The organism is Serratia sp. HMSC15F11 (assembly GCF_001808215.1).
GTDB classification, from domain to species: domain Bacteria; phylum Pseudomonadota; class Gammaproteobacteria; order Enterobacterales; family Enterobacteriaceae; genus Serratia; species Serratia nevei.
On record NZ_KV792497.1, the window covers coordinates 171893 to 187518 of the forward strand.

12 protein-coding genes are annotated in these 15626 nt (G+C 61.4%); 3 read left to right on the forward strand and 9 right to left on the reverse strand.

The window, feature by feature from the left end:
• Window positions 1-229 precede the first annotated feature (229 nt).
• Window positions 230-1624: a NarK family nitrate/nitrite MFS transporter gene (locus tag HMPREF3138_RS20510; protein ID WP_038876963.1), complete on the reverse strand. Its 1395-nt coding sequence runs from the start codon at window positions 1622-1624 to the stop codon at window positions 230-232.
• Window positions 1625-1975: 351 nt separating this feature from the next.
• On the opposite strand from HMPREF3138_RS20510, the gene narX reads away from it, so the two are divergent.
• On the forward strand, window positions 1976-3760 hold the full coding sequence (gene narX, locus HMPREF3138_RS20515) for a nitrate/nitrite two-component system sensor histidine kinase NarX (RefSeq protein WP_038883689.1): 1785 nt from the start codon (window positions 1976-1978) through the stop codon (window positions 3758-3760).
• 10 nt (window positions 3761-3770) lie between these two features.
• On the forward strand, window positions 3771-4421 hold the full coding sequence (gene narL, locus HMPREF3138_RS20520; protein ID WP_004934684.1) for a two-component system response regulator NarL: 651 nt from the start codon (window positions 3771-3773) through the stop codon (window positions 4419-4421).
• Here the strand turns inward: narL and HMPREF3138_RS20525 are convergent.
• Window positions 4418-5929, reverse strand: coding sequence for a YchO/YchP family invasin (locus tag HMPREF3138_RS20525; protein WP_038876959.1), 1512 nt, complete (start codon window positions 5927-5929; stop codon window positions 4418-4420). The two genes, narL and HMPREF3138_RS20525, sit on opposite strands and share 4 nt — an antisense overlap.
• A gap of 425 nt (window positions 5930-6354) precedes the next feature.
• On the opposite strand from HMPREF3138_RS20525, the gene HMPREF3138_RS20530 reads away from it, so the two are divergent.
• Window positions 6355-7023 (forward strand): prepilin peptidase, encoded by a 669-nt coding sequence (locus HMPREF3138_RS20530; protein WP_038876957.1) that lies wholly within the window; start codon window positions 6355-6357, stop codon window positions 7021-7023.
• Here the strand turns inward: HMPREF3138_RS20530 and HMPREF3138_RS20535 are convergent.
• The 7 genes from HMPREF3138_RS20535 to HMPREF3138_RS20565 form a co-directional block, all read right to left on the reverse strand.
• Window positions 7020-8630 (reverse strand): hypothetical protein, encoded by a 1611-nt coding sequence (locus HMPREF3138_RS20535; RefSeq protein WP_038876955.1) that lies wholly within the window; start codon window positions 8628-8630, stop codon window positions 7020-7022. The two genes, HMPREF3138_RS20530 and HMPREF3138_RS20535, sit on opposite strands and share 4 nt — an antisense overlap.
• A 231-nt stretch (window positions 8631-8861) precedes the next feature.
• Window positions 8862-10436 (reverse strand): ABC transporter substrate-binding protein, encoded by a 1575-nt coding sequence (locus HMPREF3138_RS20540; protein WP_038876953.1) that lies wholly within the window; start codon window positions 10434-10436, stop codon window positions 8862-8864.
• Between the two features lie 132 nt (window positions 10437-10568).
• Window positions 10569-11240 (reverse strand): ABC transporter ATP-binding protein, encoded by a 672-nt coding sequence (locus HMPREF3138_RS20545; RefSeq protein ID WP_038876950.1) that lies wholly within the window; start codon window positions 11238-11240, stop codon window positions 10569-10571.
• Window positions 11237-12079, reverse strand: coding sequence for an ABC transporter ATP-binding protein (locus HMPREF3138_RS20550; protein ID WP_038876948.1), 843 nt, complete (start codon window positions 12077-12079; stop codon window positions 11237-11239). The genes HMPREF3138_RS20545 and HMPREF3138_RS20550 overlap by 4 nt, the downstream gene beginning before the upstream one ends.
• A complete protein-coding gene (locus tag HMPREF3138_RS20555) occupies window positions 12069-12938 on the reverse strand; it encodes an ABC transporter permease (RefSeq protein ID WP_033647740.1) in 870 nt (289 codons plus the stop codon). Before HMPREF3138_RS20555 ends, HMPREF3138_RS20550 begins: the two co-directional genes overlap by 11 nt.
• Window positions 12935-13990: an ABC transporter permease gene (locus HMPREF3138_RS20560; protein ID WP_038876945.1), complete on the reverse strand. Its 1056-nt coding sequence runs from the start codon at window positions 13988-13990 to the stop codon at window positions 12935-12937. Before HMPREF3138_RS20560 ends, HMPREF3138_RS20555 begins: the two co-directional genes overlap by 4 nt.
• The gene (locus HMPREF3138_RS20565; RefSeq protein ID WP_038876942.1) at window positions 13990-15558 is read right to left on the reverse strand and encodes an ABC transporter substrate-binding protein; all 1569 of its coding nucleotides are present in this window, start codon (window positions 15556-15558) and stop codon (window positions 13990-13992) included. Before HMPREF3138_RS20565 ends, HMPREF3138_RS20560 begins: the two co-directional genes overlap by 1 nt.
• Window positions 15559-15626: the final 68 nt, after the last annotated feature.

Genomic DNA, 15626 nt, shown 5'->3' on the forward strand with positions numbered 1-15626 from the left:
TAAGAATACTCCCAACAAAACGAAAAAACCGTGCAAATAATATAATCCCTTTGCGCGAAAGCATTCTGACATTGAGAGATAGTGCTATAAAAAAAGAAAAAAATGGCAAGCGGAGATGAGAATTTTACCTAAAGACAGAAAATTTCACTGAGGAGGGGAGGAAAGAAGACTCGGGATGAGCGAAATATCCCTCCCCTGCCGGGAAGGGATAGAGAAAGCCATTTGATACTCAGGCCTTTTTCTTACGGCCATACACCGCCCAGGTGATCACCACGCACAGGATATAAAACACCAGGAACACCTTCATCGCCCCGGCCGGCGAACCGGTCAGCGCCAACGAGGTGCCAAACGCCTGAGGAATGAAGAAGCCGCCGGCGGCGCCAATCGCCGAGATAAAGCCCAATGCAGCGGCGGAATCTGTCACCGCTTCACGCTGTGCGCTCTCATCGCTGCCACCGGCCGCTTTAACGCGATCGACAGTGATTTTACGGAAAATGACGGCAATCATTTGGAAAGTCGAGCCGCTGCCGAGACCCGCGGTGAGGAACAGCACCATAAAGATACCGTAGAAGGCGATGAACGAACCGCCCTCACCCGCATTCGGCAACGTCAGGAACAACAGTGCAGCGAAAACGGCCATCACCACAAAGTTGATCAACGTCACCCGTACGCCGCCGAAACGGTCAGACAGCGCACCGCCAACCGGCCGCGCCAGCGCCCCGAGGAATGGCCCGAAGAACGCATAATGCAGGATAACCACGTCCGGGAACTGCGTTTTCGACAGCATGGCGAAACCGGCGGAGAAACCGATGAAGGATCCGAAGGTTGCGAGGTACAGCAGGCTCAGCATCCACAGATGCCCACGCTTGAGCACCGGCAGTTGCTGACGCAACGATGCCTTGGCCGCCGCCAGATCGTTCATGCCGAACCAGGCCGCCAGCGTGGCAACCAGCAGGAATGGCACCCAGATCCAAGCGGCATTTTCCAGCCACAGCTGGCCACCCTCTGCCTGATTTTGCGCCGTGCCGCCAAACAGGCCAAACAGGCTGAAAGAGATCGCCAGCGGTGCGACCAGCTGCATGACGCTGACGCCCAGATTCCCCAACCCGCCGTTGAGGCCCAGTGCGCCGCCCTGACGCGCTTTCGGGAAGAAGAAGCTGATGTTGGCCATGCTGGAGGCAAAGTTGGCGCCGGCGAAACCGCACAGCAGGGAAATGATGACGAACACGCTGTACGGCGTGCTGCTGTCCTGCACCGCGAACCCGAGCCACAGGCACGGCACCAGCAGGAAGCAGGTGCTGATAGCGGTCCAGCGGCGGCCGCCAAACAGCGGGATCACGAATGAATACGGTACGCGTAAAATAGCGCCCGAGACCGACGGCAGCGCCGTCAAAAGGAACAGCTGGTCGGTGGTGAAGTTGAAGCCGACCTTGTTCAGATTGACCGCAACGGCGCTGAACAGCATCCAGACGCAGAAGGCCAATAGCAGACAGGGAATGGAAATCCACAGGTTGCGAGTGGCAATACGATGGCCACGCTGCTGCCAAAAGGCGCTGTCTTCAGGACGCCAGTCCTGGATCAGCGCACCGGTTTTCTTTGATGAAGGCGTTGCAAGTTGCGACATAAAAACCTCAGACACGGGGGATCATTCCGCACACCCTAGGGGGCGGCCCCGGCGGCAAAGTTGATGTATATCAACCCGAGTGCAAGTAGTTGGCGCCGCAAATAGCGCCTTCATCCCCTTAGGGGTACGCCCCAATTAAAAATTAAATTAATAAAAATCAATGTATTGAAAATAAAACCCGCATCACCTTCATCGTTCCGCCCCGCCATCGGAAACTAATGGGTACTTCATTCGAGGTATGGGGTTATGCTCAGGGATAATCAAAAATACGGCTGAATCGTTACTTGTTTACTCCCGCCGCCGCCTTCGCCCCTGAGCTTCAGCGGCGCCAAATGCCAGGAATCCGCGCTTATGAAACGCCTGTTGGCTCCGCTTTCGATCGTAAATCAGGTCGCCCTGCTGATGTTGCTGTCGGGCATTCTGGGCGTGGCCGGCATGGGGATTTCCGCCTGGATGTCGCAGAGCATTCAGGGCAACGCGCACGCCATCAACAAGGCCGGTTCGCTGCGTATGCAAAGTTACCGGCTGCTGGCGCAGGTGCCGCTGGATGAACGGCACGAAACGCTGATCCGGGAGCTGGAGCGCGACGAAAACAGCCCCGACCTGCAGCGTTCGGTGGAACAGGAAGGGCTGACGCAACCTTTCAACGCCCTGCGCGACTATTGGCAACAGACCCTGCAACCTCGCCTGCGCAGCGCGCAGCACCCGGCCGACGCCGCACCGCAGGTGGCGCACTTCGTACAGCTGCTGGATAAGCTGGTCTCGGATATCGACAGGCAAACCGAGCGTCGCCTGCTGATGGTGACGCTGGTGCAGGCCGGCTTCATCGCGCTGACCCTGCTGTTGCTGATCGGCACCACCTGCTACCTGCGCCGCCGCTTGCTGCATCCGTGGCGACAGCTGGTGGAGATGGCATTGGCGGTAGGCCGCGGCGATTTCAGCCGCCGCTTTGCGCAGCGTGGCCATCAGGATGAAATGGCGTCGCTCGGCGGTGCGTTGAACACCATGTCCGACGAGCTGTCGGCCACCTATAGCGGGCTGGAGCAGCGCGTGGCCGAGAAGACCGCCGACCTGCAGCAGAAAAATCAGGTGCTGAGCTTCCTCTATCGCGCCAGCCGCCTGCTGCACGCCAGCGAGCCGCTGTGCAGCCGCCTGACGCCGCTGCTCAACCAACTGCAAACCCTGACGCCGCTGCGCGCCATACAGGTACGGCTGTATGAAAACGACAGCCGGGAACCGTTGTTGCAGCTGAGCGGCAACCAGCCGCTGCGGCCGGAGCATTGCCATAACCCGGTATGCAGTGCCTGCCTGAACGACAGCGACCGCCAGCATCCCGACAATCCGTCGCTGAGCTGGAGCCTGAGCGACAAGCTCGGCGACTACGGCGTAATCGTGGCGCAGCATGCGCCGCAACAGCCGCTGAACGATGAGCATCGCCAGCTGATCAACACCCTGGTAGAGCAGTTGACCAGCGTGCTGGCCATCGAACGTCAGGTCGACCACCAGCAGCAGCTGATGTTGATGGAAGAACGGGCGGCGATCGCCCGCGAACTGCACGACTCCATCGCCCAATCGCTCTCCTGCCTGAAGATGCAGATCGCCTGCCTGCAGATGCAAGGCGAAACACTCTCGTCCGCCAGCCAGGCGCTGGTGCAACAGATGCGCGAAGAGCTGAACGGCGCCTATCGCCAGCTGCGTGAGCTGCTGACCACCTTCCGCTTGCAGTTGACCGAACCGGGCCTGCTGGCGGCGTTGCAATCGACGGTAGCGGAGTTCAATCCCAAACTGGGCCTGACCATCCATCTCGATTACCAACTGGGGCCGCGCACGGTGCCCGCCTACCAGGCCATTCACCTGCTGCAGATCGCCCGCGAGGCGCTCAGCAACATCCTTAAGCATGCCGCCGCCAGCCAGGTGAGCATTCAGGTCATCAACAAACGGGGCGAAGTGACCCTGAGCGTATGCGATAACGGACGCGGCCTGCCGGCCGAGACGTCCCGCCCCGACCATTACGGCTTGATCATCATGCGCGATCGCGCCAAGAGCCTGCACGGCCGCTGCGACATTTTACCGCGCAGCGGCGGCGGCACCGAGGTGCGGGTCAGCTTCACGCCGGATAACCACGCCATCGACTAACGGAGACACCATGACGACAGAAACCGCCGCCACAATCTTACTGATCGACGACCACCCGATGCTGCGCAACGGCGTAAAACAGCTGATTGGCATGGACGCTCGCCTGCAGGTCATCGCCGAAGCCAGCAACGGTGAGCAAGGGGTCGCGCTGGCGGAACAGCACGATCCGGATCTGATCCTGCTCGATCTGAACATGCCCGGCATCAACGGGCTGGAAACGCTGGATCGCCTGCGCCAGACCGACCTGTCAGGGCGCGTCGTGGTGTTCAGCGTGTCCAACCATGAAGACGACGTCGTCAGCGCGCTCAAACGCGGCGCCGACGGCTATCTGTTGAAAGATATGGAGCCGGAGGACCTGCTGAAAGCGCTGCATCAGGCGGCAGCCGGGCAGATGGTGCTGAGCGAGACGCTGACGCCAATCCTCGCCGCCAGCCTGCGCGAAAACCGCCCCAGTGCCGATCGCGATATTCAGCAATTGACGCCGCGCGAACGGGATATCCTGAAGCTGATCGCTCAGGGGCTGCCGAACAAGCTGATCGCCCGCCGCCTGACCATCACCGAAAGCACCGTCAAGGTGCACGTCAAACACCTGCTGAAAAAGATGAAGCTAAAATCCCGCGTCGAGGCGGCCGTGTGGGTGTTGCAGGGTAAAAACGGTTAATCGCCGCCGTACAGCGGCCCGGTTTGCGCCGGAATGGGCGGCGGCGTCAGGGTTTTGATCGGCGGCAGGTCCGCGTCTTCCCCGGTGGTCGCGGTCAGCGGCGGCGCCACTTTCAGCTCTATCCAGTTGGACGTCACGCGCTGCTGTTTATCGTCTTCCAGCGTGACCGACAGCCGATAGCTGTTGGCGGCACCCGGCGCGTCATCCCACGGCGGCACAATCGCCGTCCAGCCCTGCGGATCGTTGGCATTGTGCGGCGGCGTCAGGCTCAACGCCTGCGTATCCCCCTGCCAACTGACGTGAGAAATCCCGTTCAACGCCTTGATTTCCAGCACCAGCGGCACAGTTTCTCCCGCCTGCAGGCTCCATGGCGGCGTGGCCAGGAACACCTGCAGCGTCTTACGCTGGCGGAACTCCAGCACTGGCACGTTCTTGCGTTCGATTGGATCGTAGCGGCTGCCACGCAGCGACTTGGCCTGCGCCACATACTCCGGCGAAATCTGCTTCACCAGCGGTACGCCGAGCCGATAGCTCAACGCCAGTTCAACCTGATCCTGGCTCTGCCCGCCCGCGCCAATCTTGTGCAACGCCTTCATCGTCACCAGTGGTACCGGGGTGTAATTGAGCCCCAGTTGCATCGCGCGCGGATCATTTTGCTTTTTGCCGCTGCCGAACAGATCGACATTGTCGCCCAAGTACTGCTCATAGCTAAGCGAACCGCCGATCTGGCGGTAAAACGGCAAGTAGCCTTGCGTCGTGATGTCGTAACCGCGTGCCGGGCGACTGAAGAACACCCCGTCGCCGGGCTGCTGTGACAGCGCCGACAGCGGGTAGTAATAGTTGGTGGAGAAACGCAGGTAGTCTCCCCAGGCTTCCGCACCGACGCTGCCGCGATTGCGCTGCCGGGCGAAATCGCTGTCGAGCGCCGTGTTGTAGCCCAGCAGCCAGTCGCCGACGATCCAGCGCTGCCCCAGCGCAAAATTACCCAGCGCCCCGGCGCTTTGCTGCAGCCAGCCGATCTGGCTGTAGGTCAGCAATCCGTCGATATCGTACAACGGGCTGAATAACTGTCCGTTGCTGCCGGTAAAGTCGCCCTCGCCGGTCATCTTCAGCGATAACCGGGCAGTGCCCAGCGGCGACAGCAGTTCCTGCGCCTGCTGCTGCAAAGCGCCCGTCGCCTGCCCCAACAAATAATCCTCGGCGCGGCTGCGCATCTGCTGACGTGAAACGTTGTTCAGATCTTTTTCGCCGAGCTGTTTGGCCATCTCGGCCCACTGCTTTTCGCGCGCGGCGTCGTCGGGCGCACCGCCCAGCTCCGGCAAGTTTTTGGCCGGATCCGCGGCTTGCTGCTCGGAAGGACTTACGGTATCCGGCGCCGGTGGCGACTCGGCGTACACGGGCAACGCGCCGGCCAGCCACACCAGCGGCCCGGCCAGCCACGCCTTCTGGCGGCAGCGCCAGAGTCGTTTTTTGGTCTTGATGAGTATTGCCTGAATCACGTCTTTCATGACACCGTTGGCTTATCTCCTTCCTGGAATACACCAACTCACTGCTTTGCCGCCGCTGTTCCCGCGGCAGATCTGAAAAAACTCATGCCCCCGGCCTGGCGGGTGCACCTATCCCTTAAGCCTAGCGGCTTGACGAGCAGAAACAATAGGATAAACCCCAATCGCACCACGTGACGACGTCACATAGCGCCATTAACTCGGACACGCCGTTCACCCAGTGAATTCATACCATTTTAGCGCCAATTTTGCCGATAAAACGTGCAGTAACGCTGCGAGCCGACACGTAGCGGCTTGTTTCGCCATGCAATACGTAAAGCCGCGCTGCACGCAACCGCGCATATCCCGCAGGCCGCCGCATTTCACCCCGGTGAAATACGCATTTTGCCGTTATTTTAAACATCTTTTTCACGACTGACGGAACCCTGATGTTTCTTTCCTCACTGTGGCACGTGCTGTTTTTCACCGCCCTGCTGTCGGCCGGCCTGCTCGCCTTCTCACTCATCACCCGGCTGGAGCGAACGGTAGCCGTACGCGCCAACCTACCGAAATTGCGCCGCCGCAGCCTGCTGTTGACGGCTCTGGGGTTGGCGTTGGCGACGCTGCCTTTCGACCTGTCGGCAGCGCACCGGCTGTGGTTGCCACCGGCTGCGGCGCTGCTGATCGCCCTGGCCTGGCTCGACGGGCGCCACCGATGGCTGCCGGACCGGCTAACCCAGCCGCTGCTGTGGGGCGGGCTGCTGTGCAACCTTGACGCCCGCTGGGCACCGCTGGATGATGCGGTTATCGGCGCGGCAGCCGGTTACGGGGCGCTGTGGCTCCTCAACGCGCTTTATCGGCAGGTGCGACGGCGTAACGGCATCGGCCAGGGCGATTTCAAACTGTTGGCGGCGCTGGGCGCCTGGCTCGGTTGGACGACGTTGCCGCTGTTGGTCTGCCTGGCGGCGGCGTTCGGGTTAGGCCTGGCGGTAAGGCGCGGCCGGCACCCGCGCCGCGGCTGGCGAACGCCGCAACCTTTCGGTATCGCCTTGGCGGCGGCCGGCTGGCTGCAGCTCTTGATGGGCGCCGACCAAAGCGCGCTGACGTTGTTCCGTTAGGTCTTCAGCGCCTCGATCAGCCGATTGAGTAATCCGGCCACTTCTGCCGTGCTGGCCGTTGTCGGATTGGCCAGTGGCTGGACCGCCGTGAGCCTGGTCGTGGATAACATCTCGTCGCTACGGATTTCCAACGCATCGGAGGGGGGCGCGCTCAACGAAGCGCCGTCCGGCCGCCAGTAACTGCCGCGCGTAGTCTGCACCTGATAACTGCCAAAGCCGAAATCCTTCTCGACGCGATAATATATTTCGCAGCTCAACGGCCCGGTGCGCCGCAACATAAAGGCGCTTTTCGCGCTATAGCTGCCTCTATTGACGACAAAGGCGGTCGCCTGCGAAGACAGGTCGAACGTGATATATAAATCGCACGCCAGCACCTTGGTGCTTACGCCCTGCTGAAGCGTAATGTGCGTTGTGGGTTGCCGATCCGGCGCGGTCAGGGTGCCTAACAAAGTCCACGATGGCTGTTTCGAGATATTGCGCGGCAAATGATTGCTGGTGGAGGAAGGGGCAATAGCCCGCTCCCCCAGACTGTACATCGCTTCGACCCCGCTTAAAAACGACGTGACGTCGACGGTGCTTTTGCCGGCCACCGGGACGCCGCCGTTATAGACGTTACTGAAGGTTACCTCGGTATTGTTGTTGCAGGCGGCGATCGCCACCGGGAAAGGCGTTTTCGAACCGCTGTAAAGATTCAACTGACCGATATCCCAACGGGATTCGTTGATGAACCGGCACAGCACGCCCCCGCTCTCCACGTTCTGCGCGTCCTGGATATTGATATTGCCTATCGTGCCCTGGGCAAAGTTGGTGGACAGCACGCTGACACTGGCGGCGCGCTGCGTATTGCGGTTCTCACAGCCCAATGAATTTATCGTGCCGTTAAAATCTTTGAAATTGTAGATATCGCCGATGCAGTCATCCGCAGCCAACGAGCCGACCGTAGAGTAAAATCCTGAAATTCTGAACGCGGTGCCTTTGGCGCGAGCGGCGTAGAGCCCGTCGATAAAATTGGTGGTGCCGGATTTGTTCATCCACAGCACCCCATCCCCCGGGCGATTGGCGTTAGCTTCCATCTGCACGTTCACCAGCCAGTTAATGAACATGTCGCCCGACACAAACAGCGAATAACCGCCCACCTTGGTGTAGATGTCACGGATATCAAACTTCGTCATATTGAGATCGCTGAACCAGACGCCGTGGGTATCGTCTGCGCCGGTATCATCCCGCAACGTCAAGCCGTGCAGGGTCAGATTGGCGAAGCCTTTCACCACGATCACCGCTTTCTTGGTTTCGCCTTGTTCATTGGTATAGCTGCTGTCTGCGGTCTTGACGATTTTGGTCGCCCGCCCCAATCCGACCACCCGCAAACCGATGCCGCCGTAGATGTCCGTTGTCGTCTGAATGAGTACGTGCCCGGCGACCGTATACACCCGTTTGCCCAGGGACAACGTGCCGCCGGCTTGCAGCGCCGCCGCCGCCGCTTTGTTGATCGCCGGCCCCCAGTTGCTTCCGTCGCTGTCCTGATAAAACTGTTCCGGCGTCACAACCTCACCGGTGGCGAGCAAGGTTGCTGCGCGCTCCACTGCAGCGTTTCCGTAATTGTCCATAATATCTCCTGACGTGATGTGTCCGCATCATTGCGAACGACCGCGCTGAAAGGCGTAAACACCGCCGCCTTTCAGCGCCAATCTATCACCGCCACATGAGCACGTTATGAAATTTCATTTTATTTCACCTTGATACAACATCTCGCGTTTCGCGGTTGCAACAGCACGCGATTTCACAGGCTGTCGGCCTTTGGCGCGCCAGAAAGCCCGGCCAGGCGCGCGGCGCGGTCGCTACTTACTCACCCGGTCCAGATACAGCATGCTGTTGGCGATATCCACCCGGGCATCTTCAACGTTGTCCCGCAATGCCACCAGCGTTTGCCCCTGCAGAGCCACCACATAGGGTGAACTGACCTGCAGTTCACGTTGCAACGTGACGTAACGTGCGCTGCGCGCGGCGCTGTTGCCCTCCGCGGCCGCGGCACGCGTTTCCGCGCTGATGGCGGGAATGCCCCACTGGGTGCGCCAGGCCAGGGTTTTCGGCCCACCGGGCACGTTGTAGGCAAAGGCGCTGGCGTTGGTGTTCGGATCCAGGTAGTCGGCGCCCCAGTAAGTAAAGATTGCCTGAAAATCACGGCCGCGCATCTTGCCCCACAGATCGCTCTCCACCACCGGCTGGATATCCAGCCGCAGCCCGGCCTGCGCAAAGCTGGCCTGCAACGCCTGCGCGATGTCGGTATACGGCGGCTGGTTGATAACGATCAGACTGATGCGCGTCCCTTCGGCGATGCCGGCCTCGCGCAGGATCTGTCTGGCTTTGTTCACGTCGAGCTTAAATGGCCGATCGTCGAGCGCCCCGTCCAATCCCTGCGGCAAGAAGGCCTGATGCACCCGATATTGCCCTTTCAACAGCTGCTCGGCGATGCTCTGATAATCCACCAGCCAGCGCGCCGCCTGCCACAGTGCCGGATTGCCCAGCGCCGGGTTGTCTTTGCTGCCGGTGTTGAAACCGAGGTAATAGACCCGGGGCGCATCGGCCTGCTCGATGCGTACGCCCGGCGCATTGCGCAGCGAGTCGAACTGATCGGCCCCCAGATCGTAGGCCACGTCGGCATCCCCTTTCAGCAGCAACAAACGGCGGGTGCCGGCGTCGCTGACGTTCTTGAACAACACCGTTTTCAGTCTGGCCGGCGACGGCGCATAGTCGTTGCGGCCGAACAGCAGCGCCTCGTGCGGCACATAGTTGCTTACCCGATACGGACCGCCGCCGGCGGAATGGCTGCGCAGCCAGGCATTGCCGTAGTCCCCCTGCTGCGCGTGCTCGTTCAGCAGCTTCTCATCCACGATCGAGGCCACATTCGCCGTCAGCAGCCTCAGCGCCAGCTCGCTGCCGATGTTGGCGGGCCAACGGAGCTGCACCTGGTTGTCTCCCACCTTCTTCAGCTGCTGCTCAACGTTATCCGGCGTCCAGCCAAACTCGCCGAGAATAAACGACGGCGCCTTGTTCAGCTTCACCGCGCGGACCAGCGAGAAAATGACGTCTTCGGGCCGCAGCGGATTGCCGGAAGCAAAGCGTTGCTGCGGTTTCAGGGTAAAGGTCAGGCTGCGGCCATCGGCGCCCGCTTGCCAACTGCCTGCGGCGTCCGGCGCCAGCTTTTGCGGCGCGGCGCGATCCGGTGCCACCAGGCGCTGATAAAGGTTGACCAGATTGGCCGAGCTGACGGTTTCAAAACTCTCCGCCGGATCGAGGCTGATAATGCCCTCCAGCGAACTGACCACCACCAAGGTATCCTGCGGGGTGGCGGCCTGCGCACCGAAAGCGGCCGCCAGCGCGCCGTACAATAAAGTTGGGATTAACCGTTTCATCAATACACTCTCCACAATCACGCGGTTGCGCTGTTTGTCGAGTGTAGGGGGTAAGAATTAACGGAAGAACGACGATAAATTGCTTTATTTATTACCCAGATGGATATGCCCGCCGCGTTGGCGGGCATAGGTTCAAACGATGATGCGGCCGTGCGCCATCGCCACCGAACGATCGCACATGTGGTCAATCACGTCCGCATCGTGGCTGACCAGCACCATAGTCAGATCGCCCGCCTGTTTCAGCTCGTTGAGCAGGTTGAGGATCTCCGCCTGCACCGACATGTCCAACGCCGAAGTCGGTTCATCCAGCAACAGCAGCTTCGGCCGCAGCAACAATGCGCGCACAATCGCCACGCGCTGCCGCTGGCCGCCCGACAGCTGATGCGGGTAGCGATCCAACAGGCGCGGATCCAACCCCACCTGGCGAAAGCCCGCGCTGACTTTACGTTCGATGTCGCTCTCCTTCAGCAGTTTGAGTGGCTCCGACAGCGTACGCAAAAGCCGGTGTTTGGGGTGTAGCGAAGCATAGGGATCTTGAAACACCATTTGCACCTCGCGCCGCAGTTCGCCGGTAAACGCCTGCCCAGGCTGCAGCCGCCGCCCCAGCAACTCAAAGCCGCCCTGCCAGCTGCCGTTCAGCCCGGCCAGCACCCACAGCAAAGAGGACTTGCCGCAGCCGGAAGGCCCCACCAGCCCGAAGCACTCGCCCGGTTCGATGCGCAGGTTAACCTCATGCACCACGGTGCGCAGTTCGTAGCCCTGGCGGTGACTGACGCTCAGATTCTCCAGTGCAATCACGCTCATTTCAACGTCTCCAACAGCGCGCGATCCAGCACCGGCAGCGGTTTGCCGCGCGTCTCGCGGCTCGGCCGACACGCCCACAGCGTGCGGGTATAAGGGTGCGTTGCCTGCGCCAGCTCTGCCGCCGGCAGCTGATCCAACAGCTCACCTTTGTACATCACCAGTACCCGCTCGCAGTGGTGCGCCACCTGCTGCAAATCGTGGCTGATCAGGATCAGCCCCATATTGCGTTGCGCCACCAGATTGTCTATCAGCTGCAGCACCTGATCGCGCATCTGGTGATCCAGCGCCGAAGTCGGTTCGTCGGCAATCAACAGCTGCGGATCGTTGATCAGCGCAATGGCCAGCATCACCCGCTGCCCCATGCCGCCGGAGAGCTGATGCGGATAGCGGCGGCACAGCGCCGCCGGATCGGGCAAGCCCACCGCCGCCAGCATCTCCAGCACTTTTTCACGCCGCTCGGCGCGACTCAGCTTTGCATGCAGCACCAGCGGCTCCTCCACCTGACGGCCGATCGGTTGATTGGGATTCAGCGCATGCTTGGGGTCTTGCATCACCATCGCCACCCGGTCGCCGCGCAGCCGGCTCCACTGGCGCTCGCTCAGGCGCGTTAAGTCTTCATCGCCCAACGTCAGGCGATGCGCCTGCAGCTGTAACGGCGGCGGCAATAGCCCCATCAGCGCACGCGCGGTCAACGACTTGCCGGAACCGGACTCACCGACCAGCGCCAGCCGCTCCCGCCCCATGCTGAACGAAATATTCTTCACCAGCGCCACCGGCTGTGGCTCCGGCACGCCGATCGCCAGGCGTTCGACGGTCAATAAGGTGTTATCAGTGCCCATGACGAGGATCCATTTTGTCGCGCAGGCCATCGCCCAGCAGGTTAAACGCCAGGCTGGCGAACAGGATCGCCCCGCCCGGCGCGGCGGCGACCCACCATTGATCGAAAATCACTTTACTGCCTTCGGCCACCATCGAGCCCCATTCGGCGGTCGGCGGCGCAACGCCCATGCCGAGGAACCCCAGACCGGCAGCGGACAGGATGATGCCCCCCAGACTCAGCGCCGCGCGCACCACCGCGCTCGGCAGGCATAAAGGCAAAATGTGGCCGACCATCAGCCGCAGCCCGTTGATGCCCTGCATGCGCGCCGCCGCCAGGTAGTCGCTGCGGCGCAGCGCCAGGGTTTCGGCCCGCGCCTGGCGGGCAAAGGCCGGCCAGCTGGTCAATGCCAGCGCCAGCGCGCCGTTCATCAGCCCCGGCCCCATGACCGCCACAAACGCCAGCGCGATCACCAGGCTCGGCAGCGACAGGAAAATGTCGGTCAGGCGCATCAAAATGCGCTCTACCCAGCCGCCGAGATAACCGGCGCCAATGCCGACCAACAGGCCGATGGGAATGGTCAACACCAGAATCAGCGACACCAGAATCAGCGTCGGCCGCGCGCCGTAAATCACGCGGGAGAGCAAATCGCGGCCGAAGCCGTCGGTGCCCAGCCAATGTGCGGCGGAAGGCGGCAATAACCGCAGCTCGATATGCTGCAGATTGGGATCGAAAGGCGCCAGCCACGGTGCCAGCAGCGCGGTGACGATCAAAATCGCCACCAGTGCCGCGCCCAGCGTCAGCGTGGTCAGGCGCCGACCGCGGCGGTAACCGACGGCCGGCTCGCTTTGCGGTTCGTGTTCAGAGAGATATTGGCTCATCGGGTTCGCGGATCCACTAAATAGGTCAAGGCGTCGGCCAGCGCATTCAACAGCACGAAACAGGTGCCGATCAGCAACGTGGCGCCGAGGATCGCCGGCGTGTCGGCGGCAAACAGCGCCGAGGTCAGATAACGCCCGACGCCGGGCCAGGCGAACACCGTTTCGGTCAATACCGCCCCCTCCAGCAGGCTGGCATAGGAGAGAGACAGTACGGTGATCAGCGTGCCCAGCACGTTGGGAAACACATGGCGCAGCAGAATGCGCAGGCGCCCGGCCCCCTTGGAACGCGCCAGCGTCACGTATTCCTTGTTGCACTCTTCCAGCATCGCCGCCCGCAGCAATCGGGTAATGCCCGCCATCGACAGCAGCGCCAACGCCACGACCGGCAGCCACAGGTGGCCGATGGCGTTATAGAACATGTCGCGATCGCCGGACAGCCAGCTGTCGATCAACACAAAACCACTGCGCGGCTCCATGCTGTACAAGTAGATGTCGTCAAGCCGCCCCGGCCCCGCCGACCAGTGCAGCGTGGCATAGAACAGCAGCAGCCCGAGCAGGCTCAGCCAGAAAATCGGCACCGAATAACCGATCAGCGACAGCAGACGCGCCGCGTTATCCAGCCAACTGCCTGGTTTGAGCACCGCCAGAAACGCCAGCGTAATGCCGCCGAGGGCGCCGAGGATAATGGCGCAGGTGGCCAGCTCCACCGTCGCCGGGAAGGTACGCAGCAGATCGCTCAACACCGGCTGGGCGGTGATGCGCGAGATGCCCAAATCGCCGTGCGCCAGGTGCACCAGATAACGCCAAAACTGCACCGGCAACGGCAGATCCAATCCCAGCTCGTGCCGCACCTGCGCATAGGTGGCTTCACTGGCGTGATCGCCCGCCACCTGCAGCGCCGGATCGATCGGCGCCAGATGCGACAGCATGAAGGTGAACAGCAGCAGGCCAAGCAACGTCAGCGCCAGCGACAACACGCCGCCGAGCAGCCGCCCGCCCCAGCGCCAATACCGCCGGGCCGCCCCGGCGCTGGCGCACAGTTCAGCGGCCATTACTTGCTGACCTTGCTGTAGAACACCATGTCAGGGTTGATGCCCTGCACATAGCCCTTGAGGTTGTCACGCACCGCAATCAGGCTTCGCGCCTGCAGGCTGATGACGAACGGCGAGCTTTGCTGCACCTGTTTTTGCAGTTGCTGGTAGTCGGCTACCCGTTTGGCGGTGTCGTTTTCCGCGGTGGCGGCCAGCGTCAGCTTGCTCAGCGCCGGGATCTGCCAGTTGGCGCGCCAGGCCAGCGTCTTGCTGCCGTCTTCCGGGTTGTAGGCGAAGGCTGCGGCATTGGTGTTAGGGTCGAAATAATCCGGCCCCCAGGAAGTCAGCGTCGCATCGTAGTTAAGCGCTTTCACCTTGGTAGAGACCTGCGAACTGATGCCCGGCACCAGTTCCACCTTCACGCCGCCCTGGGCAAAGCTGGCCTGCAGCGCCTGGGCGATATCCAGGTACGGCGGCTGGTTGTTGACGTCCAGACGGAAACTGACGTTGCTGAGCCCCGCTTTGGCCAGTATCTCTTTGGCTTTTTGCGGATTGAAGCTGTACGGCTGATCCTTGAGCGCCCCCAGATAACCGTCCGGCAGGAATGCCTGATGGCTCTGGAACTGCCCTTTCAGCAGATCGTCGGCGATGCCTTTGTAATCGAACAGCCAGCGCGCCGCTTCCCAGAACGCCGGATTGCCGAGCGCCGGTGACGCCTTGGCGTTGAACTGCAGGAAATAAAGCGAAGCGTAAGGAATGGCCAGGGGTTTGACGCCCGGCTTACCCTTTAAGGCCGCCATCTGGTCTGCCCCCAGGTTGCGCGCGATATCGGCATCGCCCTGCTCGATCAGCAAGCGGCGCGCGGCCGGATCGGGCACGTTTTTGATCAGGATGGTTTTCAGCGTCGGCGCCCCTTCCGGCGAGCCTGGGTTGGCGTCCAGCACCACCACTTCGTGCGGCACATAGGTGCGGATTTTGTAAGGGCCGCTGCCGGCGGAGTGGCTGTTCAACCATTGGTGCCCCAGATCGTCGCCCTGCTGGTGCGCCAGCGCCTCTTTGGCGTCGACGATCGACGATACCGGCGCCGACAGCAGGCTGAGCACGAAGGCCGGGCTGACGTTTTCACTCCAGCTGATTTTTACCTGGTGGTCATCCACCTTGCTCAGGTGTTGCTCCACGTTCTTCGCGTTCCAGCCCAGCTGCGTCAGGATAAACGACGGCTCCAGATTGAGTTTCACCACCCTCGAAAGCGAGAAGATCACGTCTTCCGGCCGCAGCGGATTGCCGCTGGCGAATTTGGCATCCGGGCGCAGGCTGAAAGTCAGGCTGCGATTGTCGGCGCCGGCCTGCCAACTGCTGGCCAATGTCGGCTTGAGATCGATAGGGTTGTGCGGATCGGACTGGATCAGACGTTGATACAGGCTGTTGAACGACTGCACCGTGGTTAACTCAAATCCCTGGGCCGGGTCAAAGCTGACCACGTCATCGATAGACTGCGCGATCACCAGCGTGTTGGCCGGCGTCGCCGCCTGCGCGTTAACGCTGGCCACCACGGCTAAAAACAGCAAAGAAGGAACGAGCACTTTCATCTGAAACTCTCCAAGCGGATGGAATTTATAATAATTTCGCGAGTGTATGCGAGCACGATCGGCAGCTG